Here is a 17,416-nt window from a genome sequence, read left to right on the forward strand (position 1 = left end):
AGAATGCTAAACAAGCAAATATATTCGTCCTCACTCATAGTCAAAGTATTTACGGTACTTCGGTAGAAACTTGCAGGCCATATCCCCGCGATTATATGAGTGTAGCTAACTATTTATTTTATAGAAGGATTATAACGCACTTTTTATACTTTGAAAAGCTTTTCTTAATAAAACACGTACAAATTTTATAAAAACATCATTTTCGTTCGAGTTTTGTAAACTCTTACATATCATATTAAAGATTCGTTAAAATGATTGGCCCATCTTTTGTAATCACAATTGTATGCTCATATTGAGCTGATAATTTCCCGTCCATCGTTCTTGCAGTCCATCCATTTAAATCTACTTTCGAATATCGCATACCTACATTTACAATGGGCTCAATTGTAATTACCATTCCTTCTTGTAGCTCAGGTCCTTGTCCTTGTTTCCCAAAATGAAAAATTGCTGGTTCTTCATGAATCTCTTTCCCAATCCCATGTCCCGTAAAATCTCTTGCGACAGAAAAACCTTCTTTTGCTACATAGCTTTCAATTGCATAGCCAATGTCTCCTACATGATTACCGATTATCGCCTGATTAATCCCCTTATATAAAGCACTCTCAGCTACTACTAATAGTTTCTCTGCCTCATTAGAAATAGTTCCTACTATATAAGTCCATGCAGAATCTGAGAGACCACCATTTAAGTTTACTACCATATCAATTGTCACGATATCCCCAGCTTGTAAAGGTACATCACTAGGAAAACCATGACACATTTCGTCATTTACAGATGCACATATCGCATATGGATATCCGTTGTAACCTTTCTGCTCGGACGTTGCACCATGCTTTTCTAAATACGCTTCAACAAACATATTAATTTCTTGTGTTGTTATTCCTGGTTTTATCATTTTCGCAATTTCTCTATGACATGACGCAAGTAACTTCCCAGATTCGTGCATCAAATCTATTTCATTTTTCGTTTTAATTGTACTCATACTGCATCTCCTTACTAGACTTGCTATTTGCTACTAAAGTTCAATCATACACATCCTCTTCCAAAATTTCAAAGCTCCCAATTACAAAAAGTATGATTTATTTTTGCATCAAAAAAACAGAAGGAGATTCATCTGTTTTTCAATCATTTTTACATATATAATTCATTTTCAAAAACTCAAAACAACTACCATTTGTTTTCTGTATAAACGTTCCAACAGCTTCAAATCCCGCTCTTTTATACACTTTAATCGCTCTCTCATTAAATATCGCTACTGATAGTGTTATATAATTGCATCCGTATCTTTCTTTACTAAAAGCTAGTCCAGCGTTTACGAACTGTAAACCAAATCTATGCCCGGTTATATCAGGTCTCATTCCAAGACCTATATCGACCGTTCCAGTATTTATTTTACAAACAGTATAGAAACCAATGAGAGTGCCATTTTCCTTCACAGAAAAAGTATGATTTCCTCTACTCTCCTCATGTAAAAACTCAGCTAAATCTTCTTCATCTGCTTCTATATCGTAAAAGGAATATTCCCCTTCATAATGCCAGTTATATGCAATTTCTTCCGCTTCTTCTTGCGTCATTACTGTATATGTATAAACCATTCTTCTACCCCCTAAAAAAAAGAGCTGCAAGTAAGCAGCTCTTTTTTATAACTCATAAATTTCTTTATACTTCGCTTCTAAATAATCTGCTAAGTAGTTTGCATTTAATCCTTCGCCTGTCACATCTTCTAAAATTTCAAGTGGCTTTTTCGTTTTACCGTATTGGTGAATGTTTTCCGTTAACCATTCACGAATTGGTGTTACATTTCCTTCTTCTAACAATGCATCAAAGTTCGGTATATCTTTTAACATTCTTTCCTTAAATTGCGCTGCATACATATAACCAAGCGCATAAGATGGGAAGTATCCAAATGAACCACCAGCCCAATGAACATCTTGCAATACACCTTGTGCATCGTTTTCTGGACGAATTCCTAAATATGCTTCCATTTTATCATTCCAAGCCGCCGGTAAATCCTTCACTTGTAATGTACCATCAAATAATTCTTTCTCAAGTTCATAACGAACCATGACGTGAAGAGGATATGTAAGCTCATCTGCTTCTATACGAATGTACGATGGCTTCGATTCGTTAATCGCATCATAAAACTCATCTACTGATATATCATTGAATTGACCATCACTATACTCTTTTAATAAATCATAATTTTTCTTCCAGAATGATTTATTACGACCGATAAAGTTCTCAAAGAATAATGATTGTGACTCATGAATACCCATAGATGTCCCACTACATAGCGGTGTACCTTCAAATTTCTCTGCAATATTTTGTTCATATACAGCATGACCACATTCATGTATTGTTCCAAACACAGCCATACGGAAATCTTTTTCGTCATAGCGTGTCGTAATACGAACATCCCCTCTATTTAATGTAATCTCGAATGGATGTACCGTTTCATCAAGACGACCTGCTTCAAAGTCATAATTCAATTGCTTTAATAGCTCTAATGTAAAGTTCTTTTGTTTTTCTTTTGAAAAATGTTCTGATAAAGCACTTGTCTTTAATCTCTTTTGCGACTCCGATATTTCTTTTACGAGCGGAACGATACGTTCACGAAGTTGACCAAATACGTGATCTAACACTTCTACTGTAATACCCGGCTCATACATATCTAATAATGTATTATATTTATATGTTTCGTAACCCCAATATGTAATAAATTTCTTTTTAAATTCAACAATTTTCTCTAAATAAGGACGGAACATTTCGAAATCAGATTTTTCGCGAGCTTCTTCCCACACACTTTCCGCTTTCGCTTCTAATTTCACATACGCTTCATATTCCGCTTGTGGAATTTTTTTATTTCTATCATATTCTTTACGACACTCTTCAACCATTTTCTTCGTCGTTTCAGAAAGTTTGTCTTCACGTATTAAATTTTCAAGCTCTGTTAAATAATTTCCCATCTCATCTGAAGTCGACATGGCAAACACTTCTGATGAAAGCATACCAATTACTTCTGAACGTTGGTCTACACCTTTTTTAGGCGCACCTGTTCTCAAGTCCCAAAACATTAAGCTTAATGCTTCTCCGTAATTCTGTATCTTCTTCACATATGTTAAAAATTGTTTTTCTACTTCATATGTAGCTACTGTCATCGTATAAAAACCTCCTTTTTCTACCTCAAACTTAATTCGACATAGAAATCTAAATTCCTTTTATAATAAAAAAAAGCTTGGCAAGCGCCAAGCTTTTTCCTTACAATTCTTTACCTTCTACTGGTAGTACGTTTTTCACCGCTTCTATCACTTTCTCATCTTCTGTATCAGATAAGAAGATTGATATAGCACCTTTATCGTCGCTCGTACGAATTAAACGGCCAATCCCTTGACGAAGACGTAAAATCATATATGGTACATCTACATCCCAGAATGGATCATTTACATGTTTACGCTTCGCTTCAAACACAGGATCGTTTGGAGGGAATGGTAATGACCAAATAATAACATGTGATAATGATGAACCTGGAATATCTAAACCTTCCCATAAATGAACGGCACAAAGCACAGTCTCTTCTTCATTTTGGAAACGAGAAACTAACTGACTAATTTCTTGATCCCCTTCATATAAGAACGGAACTGACATTTGTTCTTTACTTACATATTCTTTAAACGCTGCAAGCTCTTGTGTTGTACGGAATAATACAAGTGTACGTCCATTTGTCTTTTGTATATTTTCAAGTGTATATTGACACTTTCTTTCCCATTCATTTTCTTTCGTATGCGATAGTAAGTTTACTGCCATTTGCTCCTCATAATCAAACGGTGAGGCAACTGAGAATGATAAGTAATCTTTTACCCCTAGACTATTTGCCGTAAATGCGAATGAATCGTTGTTAGATAATGTAGCAGAAGAGAAAATATATGGAATCTTCTTCGAGAATACTTTCTCTTGTAATACTTCTTCAACAGCACGTGGCATAATCACTAACGTGAAGGCTCCATCACCTTCTTCACCCCATGTAATTACATTTTTCTCGTGCATGAACAGACGAAGTGAATGTTCTAATACATCTAAATGTTCATCAACAATATTTAAATCATACGTGTTTACTGTATGCATTTCACTTTCAAACACTAATGCATCACCGACTTCACCAATTTTCGCATAAAGTCGCTTCGCTTCAGCAGTTACTTTTTCTGTCACAGTAATTCCTAAACGATCAGAACCGGCGATTTCCTTTTTATTCTCTTGTAACACATCAAAGAATCGCTCTGTTTGCCAAATTGTTTCTTCTACTAAATGTGCAAACTCCTCGCGAATATCATTTTGTAACAATCTCGTTAAAAGTTGCTCCATCATCGTTTGCTTTAAACGGTATGTTAAAGCTTTTTGAGCTGCATATTCTACAAGATGTCCTTCATCGAATACAACGCAGCTACTTTCTGGTAATAACGGAATTTGCCCTTCACGCTTACGAGCATCGTACGTCCAAATATGATCCATGTAGAAATCTTGAGAACAAATAATTAAATCTGCTGCTTTACGATAATGCTCACGAGAAAGAGTTTGACCACAACGATGACGCGAATCACAAGTAAAGCAATCTTGGAAGTAATCCCAGTTTACTTTTGACCATTCCTCATCATTTAAAAGCGGAAATTCTTTTCGGTCACCATAGTGAGTAAAGTTTTGCATCGTACCGTGATCGAATACAAACTGTGGTAATTCGTAGTATACGTCTTCAATTACTTCTGGAGCTCGTCCACTCATAACATCTTCAAGTTTACGTAAACATAAATAATTATCCATTGATTTCGCAAGTCTTACATCAACAGATAGTCCTAGCGCTTCAGATAATTTAGCAATGTCCCCTTCTTCTTTCACAAGCTGCTCAATTAGCGTTTCATCTGCACAAGCGATAATAGCTGGCTTTCCAGTATAACGTGCATAGCAAATTGCATATAGAAGATATACAATTGTTTTCCCAGTTCCTACACCAGCTTCTGCGAACATAACTTTCTTTTCTTGGAAAGCACGCTCTAATTGAAACGCCATAAAAATTTGTTCATCACGCTCTTCAAAGCCTTTTTCCGGAAGGATGTCGTAAAACACATCTCCAATCCACTCATTCAACTTATCATAAAAATTATCTTGTTTTCCTACTTCAAATGGTAATCTCTTCTCAGTAAACATCCTTAGCCTCCAACCAAAAAGTTTTTCTATAAAAGATATAGCAACTGCTACTCATATGTGTGCAGCCACTTTCCCCTGTTGCCATACATAGAAATACACGAAAAAAAATTTCCCTTTCGAAAAAGGAAAATTTTCTTCTATATTAATGACTTTAAATATCGTTTATCAATCGCTGTTTCATGTGAAAGAGCTGACAAATATTCTTCTTGTGCTTTTTGTATTTCATCTACAATCGCACCTTGACTATCCATTTCTTTTCCGAGCTCATCATACGTACGGTGAATAGCTTTTTGAATCATTGATAATTGGAAACCATCCATATCAGTTCCTCCTTTACGCATTACATAATAGCCAGTATATGCGCGCTGGAGGAGTTTTATACTATGAATTACGCGGTGGACGTTTTCCGAAGTATTGGTAGTAATCTGTACGGATAAATCCGTTAAACAGTTTACGTTTTTTCGATGCATCTTTTCCGTAACACTTCTCAAATGCTTCGTAACTTGTTAATACATACGCCGACCATGTATCTAACGGGCGGAATACTTGTCCCATTTCTTTATATAGTTGTTCAACAAGTGCTTTTTCACTTAAACGTTCTCCGTATGGAGGATTCGTTACAACATAGCCATAATCCTCTTTTGTCGTGAAATCTTTTACTTGCATTTGTTTAAATGTAATTAAATCACCTAAACCTACTTCTTCTGCGTTATCTTGAGCAACTCGGATCATACGATGATCGATATCCGATCCAATGATTTGCAGTGGTTGATTATAGTTCGCTAAATCTTCAGCTTCTTGACGAGCTTCACGCCAGTTTTGTTTACCAACCCAGCCCCATTCATCCGATGCAAAGCCTCGGTTAAATCCTGGTGCGATATTTTGTCCAATTAATGCTGCTTCAATCGGAATCGTACCTGATCCACAGAAAGGATCCACGAAAGGACGATCTGGCTTCCAGTTTGTTAATTTGATTAAAGACGCAGCTAATGTTTCTTTTAAAGGAGCTTCCCCTTGATCCATACGGTATCCACGTTTATGAAGTCCAACACCGCTCGCATCAATTGTTAATGTTGCAATATCCTTTAACATTGCGATCTCAATACGAAATAACGGACCATCTTCTTCAAACCAAGTTGTACGTTTATATGTTGTTTTTAATTTTTCAACGACAGCCTTTTTAACGATACGTTGACAATCCGAAACACTGAATAACTCAGATTTTAAAGATTTACCGATAACAGGGAACTCACCGTTCTCCGGAATATAATCTCCCCAGTTTAACGCTTTTGTTTTCTCAAACAGCTCATCAAATGTTGTTGCTTTAAATTCGCCAACTTTAATTTTCACACGGTCCGCAGTACGTAACCATAAATTCGTGCGACAAATCGCCTTTTCATCTGCTTCAAATGTTACTTTGCTGTTTTCTACTTGACATTCATAACCAAGATCGCGAACTTCTCGGGCAACTAACGCTTCAATACCCATTGCCGCTGTTGCAATTAAAGTAACTTTTCCCATTTGCATTCACCTCTTATGTATATTCAAACAATAATTAATAGCTATTAATTATTACATTTTACGAAAAATTTTCTCATTAACCATTTTAACTCATAATTTATAACTTCATACAAATAAAAAGCCCTCCTCTAACAAAGGAGAGCTGAGTTATTTCATAGTTGGTTCATAACGTTCTGTAAGCCATGTTCTGTTCCTTTGTACTACAAACGGCCCACGCCTCGTACTCCGGTGGCAATCATCTATCTACAGGTTATACAACCTGTCCTTTCCCGTCGTTCATTTCCTTGGAAAAGATTCCCCTACCATTATTTGGGTTTCTCGCTCGTGGGGTTTACCTCGTTCCACTCCTATCATTTCTTCAAGGACTTCGTCACTGTGGCACTTTAAAGGTAGTCAAACCATATCCGAAAGGACTTAGGTTTTTTCCCTGCCGTTAAACCAGCCTTACAGCCAGAATACCCTAGCTTATGAATTGGCTAGGCACGAACACTACAGCCATCTCAGGCCGTGCGAGCATGGACTTTCCTCTACAACGTTGGCGTTGCAGCGATTACCCAAACGTTATGACATCCATTAGTATAGTGGAAACAAAAAGATTTTGCAATGTTTTTTTCTATGTAAAATGCTTTAACCTTTTTACCACTAGAAATTATTCGTATAACTTACTTCCAAATACAGCTTTTTCTAAATTAGATAGACGTTTTAAAATGTCCGTATTCGTGTTGTTATATACAGGTTGTGCAACTGGTGTTTGTACAACTGGTTGTTGTGGCACTTGCGTTGCTACTAATTTTTGTTCCTCTAATTCACGCTTTAAACGAGCATTTTGTTGCTTTAATTGGTCAAACTCCTTGTGGAAAGCTTCATAGTCTTTAATGATCATATCAAGAAACTTGTCTACTTCTTCTTGTTGATAGCCTCTCATGCCTGTTTTAAATTCTTTTTCTAAAATATCTTTCGCCGTTAATTTAATTTTATCCGAAATCATTTTCTTCACCTCAAATTTTTGCCAAAACTTTCATTACCTAAATTTTTTCAGAAACAATGCCTTTTGTCAATCATATATACGAGTACTATATTACATATTACTCAGCATTATTCCACTGTTCCTCTTCTATTATATCTTGTAAATCGGAAAAAAGAATAAAATAACTGTGATAATTTTCTATTTCTCCTTTTTTCTTTGCTGCTTCTACAATATATTTAGGACTCCCTGGTTTTTCTTCATCATATACAGCTAAAAGTGCATCACTTTTTTCAATAAAAAATTGATTTTTTAATTTAAATTGCTCTGGGCTTTCGTACTTCCGTTTCGTAATACTATCAATATGGTCTGCTTGAGAAAGAATATATTCGTAATATTCACGGTTATCTTCCTTCCAGCTTTCTTCTTGTTCTAAAAACGGAGTAAATACCGCTAATTTTAAATCTGGATATTCTACTTGAATTTCAAAAACAACTTCAGCAGCCCATAATTCGACCCCTAACTGCCCACTTATTATCACCCATTCCAAACCTTCTTCTACAAAAGTAGTTAATTTTCGGTGCAATGCTTTTTTTATACATTCCACCCCTGGATGATCATTTTTAAATATACCAAGTTCAAATGGCTTATATCCCGTTACAGCAATAACTTTCATATCAACACTCCAATTACAAAAAAAGAACTAGCATTTTGCTAGTTCTAACATATCATTTACTTTTTAAACATTCCACCAACGTTTGGTCCAATATTCGGACCTACTGGTGATACATTGTTTGGTAAAAATGGCGATACATTTGGTCCGAATGGTGATACGTTTGGTCCAAACGGGGATACATTTGGCCCTGGACCAAATGGAGATACGTGATGTCCGTGATGTCCATGATGTCCATGACCACATGGTCCACATCCACCGCCGAATCCTGGATCGATTGGGTCTACAACATTTACATTCGAATTTGTTTGTGGGAAGAAGTTTTGGTTTTTAATTTGTTGATGGTGTACATGTGTTGTATGCGTTGGGAAAATGTGTGGCACCACCGTTGTTGAAAAAGAATGTGTTACACACTGTTTCGTCGGATGAATGACAGGAGCAGTTGTACAAATAGGTCCTACAGGCTTATGCCCTCCAAAACAAGGATGACAATGATGCATAGTTTTTTCTCTCCTCTCTCGTTAAAGAAAATCTGATTACACTTTACAGTATGAGAAAAGAGGGAAAGCCGTTTGTTATATATACCCATTTATTCCAAGGAAATTTGTCTAGTCCCCACTTCCTATACAATACTCTTTGTAGACAATCCTCCAAAATTACTTACCAAAAAAACCTCCAACTTGCTTTACAATACCTGTCACTTGATTCATCGCATTCATCATTTGTCCAGCTGTATTCATCATTTTATTTACATCATAGTTACCATCTGACGTTTTAAATTGAGAAACAAAACTAGAAAATTGGCTTGGTTGCTGTTGTTGCTTTTGTTTACTCTGCGTCGGGTACGGTTGTTTTGGTGGATAAAACATCGCTTGTTGATTTCCATAGGGAGATGATGGTGGCATATAGTATTGTGAATTCATATAAGGTTGCTGTTGTTGATCCATATAAGGCTGCTGTTGTTGATTCATATATGGTTGCTGTTGTTGATCCATATAGGGCTGCTGTTGTTGATTCATATATGGTTGCTGCTGTTGTTGCTGTTGATTCATAAACGACACTTCAAATGGCTGGTAATAATTTTGATTTCCATAATGAGGCTCGAAAGGATACATATTATATCGTAAATATGTATCTGTATTATATTGGTACATATTTTGCTGTGCATATGGATTAGATTGCTGATATACGTTAGATTGTTGAAACATGCATTCTCTCCTCCTTCACATAAGTTTCTACATATATAATATGTACTTGTAAAATAATTTGTGTGACGGAGTATCTGTCTATTTTTGTCGGAAGTTTAAATTTTTAAAAAATTAAAAAAGAAAACCCTTCCATGCTATGATAATGAAGAAGAAGATTCTCATGGGGGAGGAATCAACATGGTATTAGGGGATTTAAAACAAGCGTTTTCACAAAAAAAGGGGTATTACACAGAGAATGTAAATGAATTGTTAGACTTTGCGAGACATTGGTATCTCGAAGGAAAAATATGCATTTCAGATTATCGAACATTAATAAAAGAATTGGAAATAAACGGGGCAACAAAACCTACAACAATGACAGAAGCATAAAAAAACAAGAGGGTTCCCCCTCTTGTTACTTACATTGCTCAATTATATTTTGCAAAGTATACGAAATGGCTTGATGTGTTTCAAAGAATCGCTTACCTTTACCTTTATTTACAAAACATTGCAATACATTTGTCTGTAAATTATCGTACACTTGATCAATTTGCTGTACATGTATATACTTCGGTTTTTCTTCCTTAATCCATTTATAAGCTAATTCTTTCCACACTTTTAATTCCTCATCTACCATATCTACAAATGGTTTCATATCCTTATAAAAATCGTACTCAATCATTTCTCTTTTTTTCACATTCGCTTCATTATTATACTGCATGAGTTTTTCTGAAGATTGTATTAATGGTTCATACTTCATTTTATTCCCACCTTATTATGCACTCACTACGACGTTTTGAAATGCCTTCACCCAATTCCCTTTTTCTTCGTGATGCACTAATTTATTTTCCATATGCTCAATATGCATTTCTGTTATTTCTATCTTATTGCATATTTTTTCACTCTTATCCTTCAATGCATGATTCATTCTAATCCCTATATTCATTTCCAGCAAATCGAGAGAACTTAACATTTGATCCATTGTTTTCATTACATCTTCCTTCTGAACCATCGCCATATACAAAACGCCCCCTTCTTTGCTTTTCCTTTGTCATGTAATTTCGCCGAATGACTCCTCACTCCTGCTCACATGACAAAACTAGTTGTTATTCGTCAAAGAAATCATTTTGTATGCCATTTATAGAAATGGTAACAATACAAAAAGGAGGTGTATGAAAATGGCAAAGATCAAAAACGAAAAAAAGAAAAAACAAAACAAACAAAATAAACCCGAGACTGGCAATCCAAAGTTAGATGGTCCAAACTTCCCTGCTACATAAAGTATAACTTTAGCACTTTTATAAAAAGCTAATTTCTGAAGCATCCTTAATCTCTTATGTTCATTAAGTTTTGAGATTAAATTTTCCGCATACTTGGCAGGACTACTTCACATTAAGAAGTCCCGTCTTCATAAATGAAGACGGGACTTCTTTTTTATTATATCACGAACTCATCCATCCTTTTAACAAAACGATTTATGATAGAAGCAACATAGATTTGTGCCCTCTTTCTTTTATACCATTCTGTTATATCAACCTCACCCTTATACTCTTCCAGTAAAAACAGCTTATTTATTTCCGTATCTCTACAAAACCAATCTCTCATACTTATTTCCTTATGTGCAACGACAGGATAAACCTCTCTAAGGGCTGGCGTACAGGATTCCCTAGCTCCTCTTACATAATATTCATAATCTGCTCTCGATCCTGTGTGTATAGTTTGCAATGCAAACCTATGGAATAAACTTTTATAATTCGGATGAAACAGTAAATCTGCTAATTTCTTCCCTAGTTCTATACGCTTTTGTAACGTTTCGAATTGATAAACTGAAAAACCATACATCCCCCCTTCAACGGTTGGAAAAATAACAGCACTAATATGAAGCATTTCTTGCAATTTAAAAAGTGCTGTATGGAATACATATTTTTTAAAATATGTATTCTCAATAACTGGTTTTTGAATTTTATTTTGTTCATTTATAATAAGCGCTATCATAAGCCTATTTATATCTTTTTTCTCCCAAAAATATATCCATTCTTTTTCCATGAAAATTGATACGTTGAAATATTGTAACAAATAGAATAGTGGTACCTGTCTCCTCTTACTTTCTTCATATAACAGCAACTGAGGAAATGCATCTAAAAAAATAATCCAATTCGCTTTTTCATACGTTAGAAACAAATGTTGTTTTACTGATTGAGGTAAAACAGTAGCATAATCTCTCCCTTTTAAATCAGTCATATTCCATCCCGCATTTCTCGAAACCATGCTCGCTAAAAAGGCCCACCTGATTTCACTGTTTCTTACATAATATTCTTGATAAGACTGTGTACGAGAAATGTTATCCATATTAGCTATTTCTATTTCCTTCTTAATGTTGTAAACGATTGTTTTTTCCTCTTCTGTGCAAACCATATTTTTACGATATTGTTTAATTTCTCTATAATCATTCCATGTAAACATGAACAAGTCATCATACCTTTCTTCAAAAAGGTCACATCTTTTTTCATTTTTTTGTTATAATCACCTTTGTAAGTAATTCTTAGCAAGTTGGGAGTGGACACACTATGACCATTCGTTACCCAAATGGAAAACGGTACAATCAAGCTTCACAACCTCATAAAACACCAATTAAAAAACATACTTATAGTAATAGAGGTATGTCCCTTGAAGAGGAATTGAATGAAACAAATGAATATTACCTAACCCATAATATTGCATGTGTACATAAAAAACCGACACCTCTTCAAATTGTAAAAGTAGATTACCCCGCTCGAAGTGCTGCAGTGGTAAAAGAAGCGTATTTTAAACAACCTTCTACAACAGATTACAACGGTGTATATAAAGGGAAATACATCGATTTTGAAGCGAAAGAGACAAAAAATAAAACCAGCTTTCCACTTCAAAACTTCCACCTTCATCAAATTGAACATATGAAGCAAGTAATCGCTCATAATGGAATTGCATTTGTTATTATTAAATTTACACTTTTTGATGAACTTTATTTATTAGATGCAAAACATATTATTGCATTTTGGAATCGTCAAAATACTGGTGGACGGAAATCGATTACGAAAGAAGAAATAGAAGAGCATGGATCCTTATTATCATGCGGTTATCACCCTCGGATTGATTATATCCGTGTACTAGACACGGTTTATTTTTCGTGATAGAGTCATCACTAAGGCTCTTTTTTCGACTTTTGGGGGAGAGAATGAAAGGTAGGAGAAAGTATAATGTCAGATAATTATCGTTCTCGTACAGAACGAAATCATGTGAAAAATCAACAGCAAGAAACAAATAAAGAAAAAAAACCAAAGAAAAAAGGCTCCTTTTTTAAAAAATTCCTTATAGGTTGTCTACTTCTTGGTATCGTTGGTCTTGTAGCTGGCGTTTCCGCTTTCTTTGTTATGGTGAAGGACGCTCCAAAATTAGACAAATCAAAACTTGTCAATCCTTTATCAACAAAGTTTCTTGATAAGAATGGGAACTTTTTCTATGAGTACGGTGCTGAAAAACGAACCCACGTTACGTATGATCAAATTCCAAAAGTAGTTGAAAATGCATTCCTTGCAACTGAGGATTCACGTTTCTATGATCATAATGGAATTGATTTTAAACGAACTACAAAAGCAGTTATGGAAAATGTCACTGGAGGATTCGGATCTCAAGGTGGTAGTACGATTACACAACAAGTAGTCAAAAACTATTTTCTAACGATGGACAAAACTGCAAAGAGAAAAGTACAAGAATGGTACCTATCTTACAAATTAGAGCAACAATACTCTAAACATGAGATTTTAGAAATGTACTTAAATAAGATTAACTTAGGTAACCGTTCGTACGGTATTGCGACAGCAGCCAAAAAATATTATGACAAAGATTTAAAAGACTTACAGTTACATGAAGCTGCAATGCTCGCTGGTTTACCCCAAGGTCCTAATATTTATGATCCAACAAAAAAAGACAACGTTGAACGAGCTACACAACGTCGTAACGTCGTATTATCCTTAATGAATCGACATGGTTATATAACAAAAGATGAAATGAATAACGCGATGAAAATCCCTGTAACTGAAGGTCTTCAAGCGTCTTCAGAAATCACTGAGATGAAGTATCAAGCATTTTTAGATGCTGTTGTATCAGAAGTTGAAAAAGAATATCCCGATGTAAATATCGGTTCAGATGGTTTAACGATTCATACAACACTTGATCAAGATGCTCAAGATTACGCTGAAAAAATTATGGATGGCAACCTTATTAAGTATCCGAACGATCAATTCCAAGGATCATTCGTATTTATGGATACACAATCTGGAGAAGTTCGAGCAATTGGAGCTGGGCGTAAAGAAAGTAGATCTACTTTCAAAGGTCATAATATGGCAACTGATTTAAAACGCCAAGTCGGTTCAACAATGAAACCAATTTTCGACTACGGTCCAGCAATTGAGAATTTACAATGGTCTACATACCATCAATTAAATGACTCAGAGTATACGTATTCCAATGGTAAAAAAATACGAAATGCAACAAATAGTTACAAAGGTGACGTTTCACTACGTGAAGCTTTGAAAAAATCATTAAACATCCCGGCTTTAAAGACAGCTCAAGCGGTTGGGCTTCCTAAATCACAAGCGTTTGCTGAAGGCTTGGGTATGACATTCAAAGACGGCAAAACATATGAATCAACAGCAATTGGTAGTAACGATAGTTCTCCATTACAATTAGCAGGTGCATATGCAGCCTTTGGTAATAATGGTAACTATAATAAACCGCACTTCGTAAAAGAAGTCATCTTCCCCGACGGGAAAAAGAAAAGTTTTAAACCGAAAGAACAACGTGTGATGCAAGACTACACAGCTTACATGGTTACTGACGTTCTTCGTGACGTAGTAAAACCTGGTTCTGGTGGTACAGGTCCAACAGCATACGTTTCTGGTGTTGACGTAGCCGGTAAAACAGGAACACAAAACTTTGATGAAGACGTTATTAAAAAATATGGTATTCCAGCTGATGCAAACAGAGATAGTTGGTTCGCTGGATATACACCACAATATACAATGGCTGTTTGGACTGGTTACGAAAAAGATAGTCCAGAAAATTACATTGGTGATCGCTCTACTAGAATTGCACAACAAATGTTCCAAGTAATGATGAGCAAATTCGCTACAGATAAATCTCGTTTCGAGCGTCCTTCTTCTGTACAAGAAATAAACGGAGAATTATACGTAAAAGGTGCGAAAAAAGATGCAATTAAACAAATTAAAGTAGATGCACCTAGTGGTCTTAATGTTACTTTCGATGGCGCTAGCACAGTTACACTAAACTGGTCTGGACCAGCAGAAGTTGATGCGTATGCAGCAAGCTATAAAGCGACTGACGGTTCAAGTGGTAGCCTATCAATAAGTGGTACGAACGCTACTCTTGGTGGTATTAAACCAGGCGTTACTTACAGCTTCTCTGTAGTAGCGAAAAAAGGCACTGGAACAAGCCCTGCAGTTGGTGCATCCTTCACTGCACCTGGCGGAACTCCAGACCCGAAGAAAGCTGAAGAAGAGGCTAAGAAGAAGGCTGACGAAGAAGCTAAGAAGAAGGCTGACGAAGAAGCTAAGAAAAAAGCTGATGAGGAAGTTCAGAAAAAAGCTAATGAAGATAAGCTAAAACAAGAAGAAGCTCAGAAAAAGGCTGCTGAAGAACAGCGTAAACAACAAGAGCAACAAGAACAACAACGTAAACAACAAGAAGAAGCTCAGAAAAAGGCTGCTGAAGAAGCCGCTAGAAAGAAAGCCGAAGAAGAAGCTGCTAGAAAGAAAGCTGAAGAAGAGGCTGCTAGAAAAAAAGCTGAAGAAGAACAACACAAGCAACAAGAACAACAACAAAATACCGGAGGAGATACACCTCACGCAGACGGAAATGTTGTTACAACAGAGTCTTAATACAAAAAAAGAAGTCCTTTCTCTTAACGAGAAAAGGACTTCTTTTTTGTTATCATTTTCTTTACATATAGCTTTTCTATTTCAATATACAACTGCACTAACTGAATATAGGAATGATAATTATTCGGTTTCTTTATAATGAACGAATAGCGCTCCATAAAATTAACTGGTTGTACTTCCAATTTACTCGTATGAGCTTCCATTTCATTCAAACTATGAACAGGTTGCTCATTTAACCAAAATACAATCGATAACAAATGTGCAGCAAAAAGAATCATTGGACCTTCAGCTTCTTGCTTATTTCTGTTTCGAAATAGTGTAGCAATGTCTTCATGCTTACTTTTCCATACTTTCAACAGTACAGGAATACTATTTTCAATTTCACTCCACGGCTCATCTTGTCTTTCCATATCATATATAAAGTAAGTACGTTGTATTATTTCTTCAAAAGATTGTTCTGTATGATACGCAACCGAATTTATACTTTCTTTAAAAAATGGTAAGCACCGAAACTCTTTCGGTATTTCTATAACTCGCTCCATCCTTTATTTCCCCTTCATTCGCTTCTTTCCTTCACGACATACTTCTAGTAAGCGACACTCTTCACATTGTGGTCGTTGTGCTTTACAGTGATAACGTCCAAAGAAAATCATACGGTGATGTGTAACGCTCCATTCATCCATCGGAATTTTCTTCATTAATGTCTTTTCTACTTCTAACACTGAATCTTTCCATCTACAAATCGCTAACCGTTTACTCACTCTCTCTACATGTGTATCAACAGCAATTGCTGGAATGCCATATGCTACCGAAACAACTACATTTGCTGTTTTTCTCCCTACTCCTGGTAATTTCGTCAGCTCGTCACGATCTTCTGGAACTTTTCCGTTATAATCATCCAGCAACATCTGACACAATTTTTGAATGTTTTTTGCTTTATTTCTATACAATCCAATAGAACGTATGTCTTGTTGTAACTCTTCTAGAGAAACACTTAAATAATCTTCTGGTGTTTTATATTTTTGAAATAAATTTTTCGTCACTTTATTTACAAGTGCATCTGTACATTGTGCAGATAATGCTACCGCGATTACTAGTTCAAACGGATTTTCATGAATTAATTCACAATGTGCTTCTGGATACATATCCGCCATTGTGTCTAAACAATAGCGAATTTGCGTTTTATTTAACATATACTTCCTCCTACATTACTGCTCCAACCAATTATAAAAAGGCACTTTCCCAGTAAATTTCGTCTCTTGTTTTGTCGTTTGCTGCGTTCGTTGTTGATTTTCTCTAAATTTTCGTCCTTGGTTTTGGGCTTGATCTACTGTTTTAATACCATTCTTTTTCCACTCAAATAAAATACGATCAATATATCGGAAATTAAGCTTACCACTCATTACAGCTTCCCTGAGGGCCGCTTGAATTAAATTCGGATGATGTTGATCTTGATCTTCCCACATTCCCAACGTCTCACATTCAAATGGAGAAAGTGGTCTTCCAAATTCTTTTTCAAATACTGTATATAAATTTACTTGCAATTGTTTTACTTCTTTTTGTTCTTCCTCTATTGATTCATTCATTAAGAAATGCAATATTTTTTCCCAAAGCGGTTGTAAAGAATAACTTTCACACATCATCGCTTCTGATTTTTGTCCACCTTCTAATGATAAAAAACCTTTTTGAATCAATGTCTGAATTACTTCCATACATTTCATTTCAGTAATCGTCATCCGTTCTGAAATCTCTGACGGAGTCGGAAACGTATTGCCCGATTCTAAAAATGTGTGTACATGAAGTACAACCATAAATTCCGTTTCATTTAACCCTAATTTTTTATAATGCATCATAAGTAATTTTGGAATTGCAATGCTTCCCTGCTCAAACCACTGTAACATCATTTTCTTTTTCATCACCAAACACCTCGCTCTCTAGT

Annotated in this window: 20 protein-coding genes, 1 other RNA gene and 1 riboswitch; of the genes, 4 read left to right on the forward strand and 17 right to left on the reverse strand. The window is 35.6% G+C overall.

Annotated elements, in window-relative coordinates; all coding sequences use genetic code 11:
- Positions 1-17 precede the first annotated feature (17 nt).
- Positions 18-119, reverse strand: a riboswitch (purine riboswitch).
- A 116-nt stretch (positions 120-235) separates the two neighbouring features.
- The 11 genes from KVT31_RS08365 to KVT31_RS08415 form a co-directional block, all read right to left on the reverse strand.
- Positions 236-982, reverse strand: a complete 747-nt coding sequence (locus KVT31_RS08365) for a type I methionyl aminopeptidase (RefSeq protein ID WP_088095813.1) — start codon at positions 980-982, stop codon at positions 236-238.
- Between the two features lie 139 nt (positions 983-1,121).
- Positions 1,122-1,595, reverse strand: a complete 474-nt coding sequence (locus KVT31_RS08370; RefSeq protein WP_088095812.1) for a GNAT family N-acetyltransferase — start codon at positions 1,593-1,595, stop codon at positions 1,122-1,124.
- A gap of 45 nt (positions 1,596-1,640) precedes the next feature.
- The gene (gene ypwA, locus KVT31_RS08375; protein WP_088095811.1) at positions 1,641-3,158 is read right to left on the reverse strand and encodes a carboxypeptidase; all 1,518 of its coding nucleotides are present in this window, start codon (positions 3,156-3,158) and stop codon (positions 1,641-1,643) included.
- Positions 3,159-3,258: 100 nt separating this feature from the next.
- Positions 3,259-5,196 (reverse strand): ATP-dependent DNA helicase, encoded by a 1,938-nt coding sequence (locus KVT31_RS08380; protein ID WP_088095810.1) that lies wholly within the window; start codon positions 5,194-5,196, stop codon positions 3,259-3,261.
- Positions 5,197-5,333: 137 nt separating this feature from the next.
- Positions 5,334-5,516 (reverse strand): DUF3921 domain-containing protein, encoded by a 183-nt coding sequence (locus tag KVT31_RS08385; protein WP_088095809.1) that lies wholly within the window; start codon positions 5,514-5,516, stop codon positions 5,334-5,336.
- A 61-nt stretch (positions 5,517-5,577) separates the two neighbouring features.
- Entirely contained in the window at positions 5,578-6,717 is a 1,140-nt protein-coding gene (locus tag KVT31_RS08390) for a THUMP domain-containing class I SAM-dependent RNA methyltransferase (RefSeq protein ID WP_000521229.1), read from the reverse strand.
- Positions 6,718-6,888: 171 nt separating this feature from the next.
- Positions 6,889-7,279: RNase P RNA component class B (gene rnpB, locus KVT31_RS08395), an RNA gene on the reverse strand.
- Between the two features lie 87 nt (positions 7,280-7,366).
- Entirely contained in the window at positions 7,367-7,705 is a 339-nt protein-coding gene (gene gpsB, locus KVT31_RS08400; RefSeq protein WP_000622425.1) for a cell division regulator GpsB, read from the reverse strand.
- Between the two features lie 97 nt (positions 7,706-7,802).
- Positions 7,803-8,357 (reverse strand): SLOG family protein, encoded by a 555-nt coding sequence (locus tag KVT31_RS08405; RefSeq protein WP_076536397.1) that lies wholly within the window; start codon positions 8,355-8,357, stop codon positions 7,803-7,805.
- Positions 8,358-8,413: 56 nt separating this feature from the next.
- On the reverse strand, positions 8,414-8,854 hold the full coding sequence (locus tag KVT31_RS08410) for a CotD family spore coat protein (RefSeq protein WP_088095808.1): 441 nt from the start codon (positions 8,852-8,854) through the stop codon (positions 8,414-8,416).
- 156 nt (positions 8,855-9,010) lie between these two features.
- A complete protein-coding gene (locus KVT31_RS08415; RefSeq protein WP_088095807.1) occupies positions 9,011-9,562 on the reverse strand; it encodes a YppG family protein in 552 nt (183 codons plus the stop codon).
- A 177-nt stretch (positions 9,563-9,739) separates the two neighbouring features.
- Here KVT31_RS08415 and KVT31_RS08420 point away from each other — a divergent pair, with 177 nt between their 5' ends.
- A complete protein-coding gene (locus KVT31_RS08420) occupies positions 9,740-9,931 on the forward strand; it encodes a YppF family protein (RefSeq protein WP_000242661.1) in 192 nt (63 codons plus the stop codon).
- 25 nt (positions 9,932-9,956) lie between these two features.
- Here the strand turns inward: KVT31_RS08420 and KVT31_RS08425 are convergent, their stop codons facing one another.
- A complete protein-coding gene (locus KVT31_RS08425; RefSeq protein WP_088095806.1) occupies positions 9,957-10,301 on the reverse strand; it encodes a YppE family protein in 345 nt (114 codons plus the stop codon).
- Between the two features lie 15 nt (positions 10,302-10,316).
- Positions 10,317-10,559, reverse strand: coding sequence for a hypothetical protein (locus tag KVT31_RS08430; RefSeq protein ID WP_001252039.1), 243 nt, complete (start codon positions 10,557-10,559; stop codon positions 10,317-10,319).
- A gap of 85 nt (positions 10,560-10,644) precedes the next feature.
- Between KVT31_RS08430 and KVT31_RS30200 the strand changes: the two genes are divergently transcribed.
- Positions 10,645-10,821: a phage portal protein gene (locus KVT31_RS30200; RefSeq protein WP_088095805.1), complete on the forward strand. Its 177-nt coding sequence runs from the start codon at positions 10,645-10,647 to the stop codon at positions 10,819-10,821.
- Positions 10,822-10,978: 157 nt separating this feature from the next.
- On the opposite strand, the gene KVT31_RS08435 is transcribed toward KVT31_RS30200, so the two are convergent.
- A complete protein-coding gene (locus KVT31_RS08435) occupies positions 10,979-12,004 on the reverse strand; it encodes a DUF2515 domain-containing protein (RefSeq protein ID WP_088095804.1) in 1,026 nt (341 codons plus the stop codon).
- A gap of 104 nt (positions 12,005-12,108) precedes the next feature.
- Between KVT31_RS08435 and recU the strand changes: the two genes are divergently transcribed.
- Both recU and KVT31_RS08445 read left to right on the forward strand, forming a co-directional pair.
- A complete protein-coding gene (gene recU, locus KVT31_RS08440) occupies positions 12,109-12,711 on the forward strand; it encodes a Holliday junction resolvase RecU (RefSeq protein WP_000155592.1) in 603 nt (200 codons plus the stop codon).
- 66 nt (positions 12,712-12,777) lie between these two features.
- Positions 12,778-15,477 carry a PBP1A family penicillin-binding protein gene (locus KVT31_RS08445; RefSeq protein WP_088095803.1) on the forward strand — a complete coding sequence of 900 codons (2,700 nt, stop codon included), beginning with the start codon at positions 12,778-12,780 and terminating at the stop codon, positions 15,475-15,477.
- 23 nt (positions 15,478-15,500) lie between these two features.
- Here the strand turns inward: KVT31_RS08445 and KVT31_RS08450 are convergent, their stop codons facing one another.
- Genes KVT31_RS08450 through dnaD form a run of 3 tightly spaced genes read right to left on the reverse strand, consistent with a single transcriptional unit; the run spans position 15,501 to position 17,393 of the window.
- Entirely contained in the window at positions 15,501-16,019 is a 519-nt protein-coding gene (locus KVT31_RS08450) for a YpoC family protein (RefSeq protein ID WP_088095802.1), read from the reverse strand.
- A 3-nt stretch (positions 16,020-16,022) separates the two neighbouring features.
- Positions 16,023-16,670 (reverse strand): endonuclease III, encoded by a 648-nt coding sequence (gene nth, locus KVT31_RS08455; protein WP_088095801.1) that lies wholly within the window; start codon positions 16,668-16,670, stop codon positions 16,023-16,025.
- 15 nt (positions 16,671-16,685) lie between these two features.
- Positions 16,686-17,393, reverse strand: coding sequence for a DNA replication protein DnaD (gene dnaD, locus KVT31_RS08460; protein ID WP_088095800.1), 708 nt, complete (start codon positions 17,391-17,393; stop codon positions 16,686-16,688).
- Positions 17,394-17,416 lie beyond the last annotated feature (23 nt).

This window comes from Bacillus sp. GbtcB14 (assembly GCF_019091205.1).
Lineage (GTDB): Bacteria > Bacillota > Bacilli > Bacillales > Bacillaceae_G > Bacillus_A > Bacillus_A cereus_AG.

Excerpts from the sequence above, each read along its gene's own strand:
- KVT31_RS08365 (WP_088095813.1), bottom strand. The coding sequence starts at position 982 with ATGAGTACAATTAAAACGAAAAATGAAATAGATTTGATGCACGAATCT.
- KVT31_RS08370 (WP_088095812.1), bottom strand. The coding sequence starts at position 1,595 with ATGGTTTATACATATACAGTAATGACGCAAGAAGAAGCGGAAGAAATT.
- ypwA (WP_088095811.1), bottom strand. The coding sequence starts at position 3,158 with ATGACAGTAGCTACATATGAAGTAGAAAAACAATTTTTAACATATGTG.
- KVT31_RS08380 (WP_088095810.1), bottom strand. The coding sequence starts at position 5,196 with ATGTTTACTGAGAAGAGATTACCATTTGAAGTAGGAAAACAAGATAAT.
- KVT31_RS08385 (WP_088095809.1), bottom strand. The coding sequence starts at position 5,516 with ATGGATGGTTTCCAATTATCAATGATTCAAAAAGCTATTCACCGTACG.
- KVT31_RS08390 (WP_000521229.1), bottom strand. The coding sequence starts at position 6,717 with ATGGGAAAAGTTACTTTAATTGCAACAGCGGCAATGGGTATTGAAGCG.
- gpsB (WP_000622425.1), bottom strand. The coding sequence starts at position 7,705 with ATGATTTCGGATAAAATTAAATTAACGGCGAAAGATATTTTAGAAAAA.
- KVT31_RS08405 (WP_076536397.1), bottom strand. The coding sequence starts at position 8,357 with ATGAAAGTTATTGCTGTAACGGGATATAAGCCATTTGAACTTGGTATA.
- KVT31_RS08410 (WP_088095808.1), bottom strand. The coding sequence starts at position 8,854 with ATGCATCATTGTCATCCTTGTTTTGGAGGGCATAAGCCTGTAGGACCT.
- KVT31_RS08415 (WP_088095807.1), bottom strand. The coding sequence starts at position 9,562 with ATGTTTCAACAATCTAACGTATATCAGCAATCTAATCCATATGCACAG.
- KVT31_RS08420 (WP_000242661.1), top strand. The coding sequence starts at position 9,740 with ATGGTATTAGGGGATTTAAAACAAGCGTTTTCACAAAAAAAGGGGTAT.
- KVT31_RS08425 (WP_088095806.1), bottom strand. The coding sequence starts at position 10,301 with ATGAAGTATGAACCATTAATACAATCTTCAGAAAAACTCATGCAGTAT.
- KVT31_RS08430 (WP_001252039.1), bottom strand. The coding sequence starts at position 10,559 with ATGGCGATGGTTCAGAAGGAAGATGTAATGAAAACAATGGATCAAATG.
- KVT31_RS08435 (WP_088095804.1), bottom strand. The coding sequence starts at position 12,004 with ATGTTTACATGGAATGATTATAGAGAAATTAAACAATATCGTAAAAAT.
- recU (WP_000155592.1), top strand. The coding sequence starts at position 12,109 with ATGACCATTCGTTACCCAAATGGAAAACGGTACAATCAAGCTTCACAA.
- KVT31_RS08445 (WP_088095803.1), top strand. The coding sequence starts at position 12,778 with ATGTCAGATAATTATCGTTCTCGTACAGAACGAAATCATGTGAAAAAT.
- KVT31_RS08450 (WP_088095802.1), bottom strand. The coding sequence starts at position 16,019 with ATGGAGCGAGTTATAGAAATACCGAAAGAGTTTCGGTGCTTACCATTT.
- nth (WP_088095801.1), bottom strand. The coding sequence starts at position 16,670 with ATGTTAAATAAAACGCAAATTCGCTATTGTTTAGACACAATGGCGGAT.
- dnaD (WP_088095800.1), bottom strand. The coding sequence starts at position 17,393 with ATGAAAAAGAAAATGATGTTACAGTGGTTTGAGCAGGGAAGCATTGCA.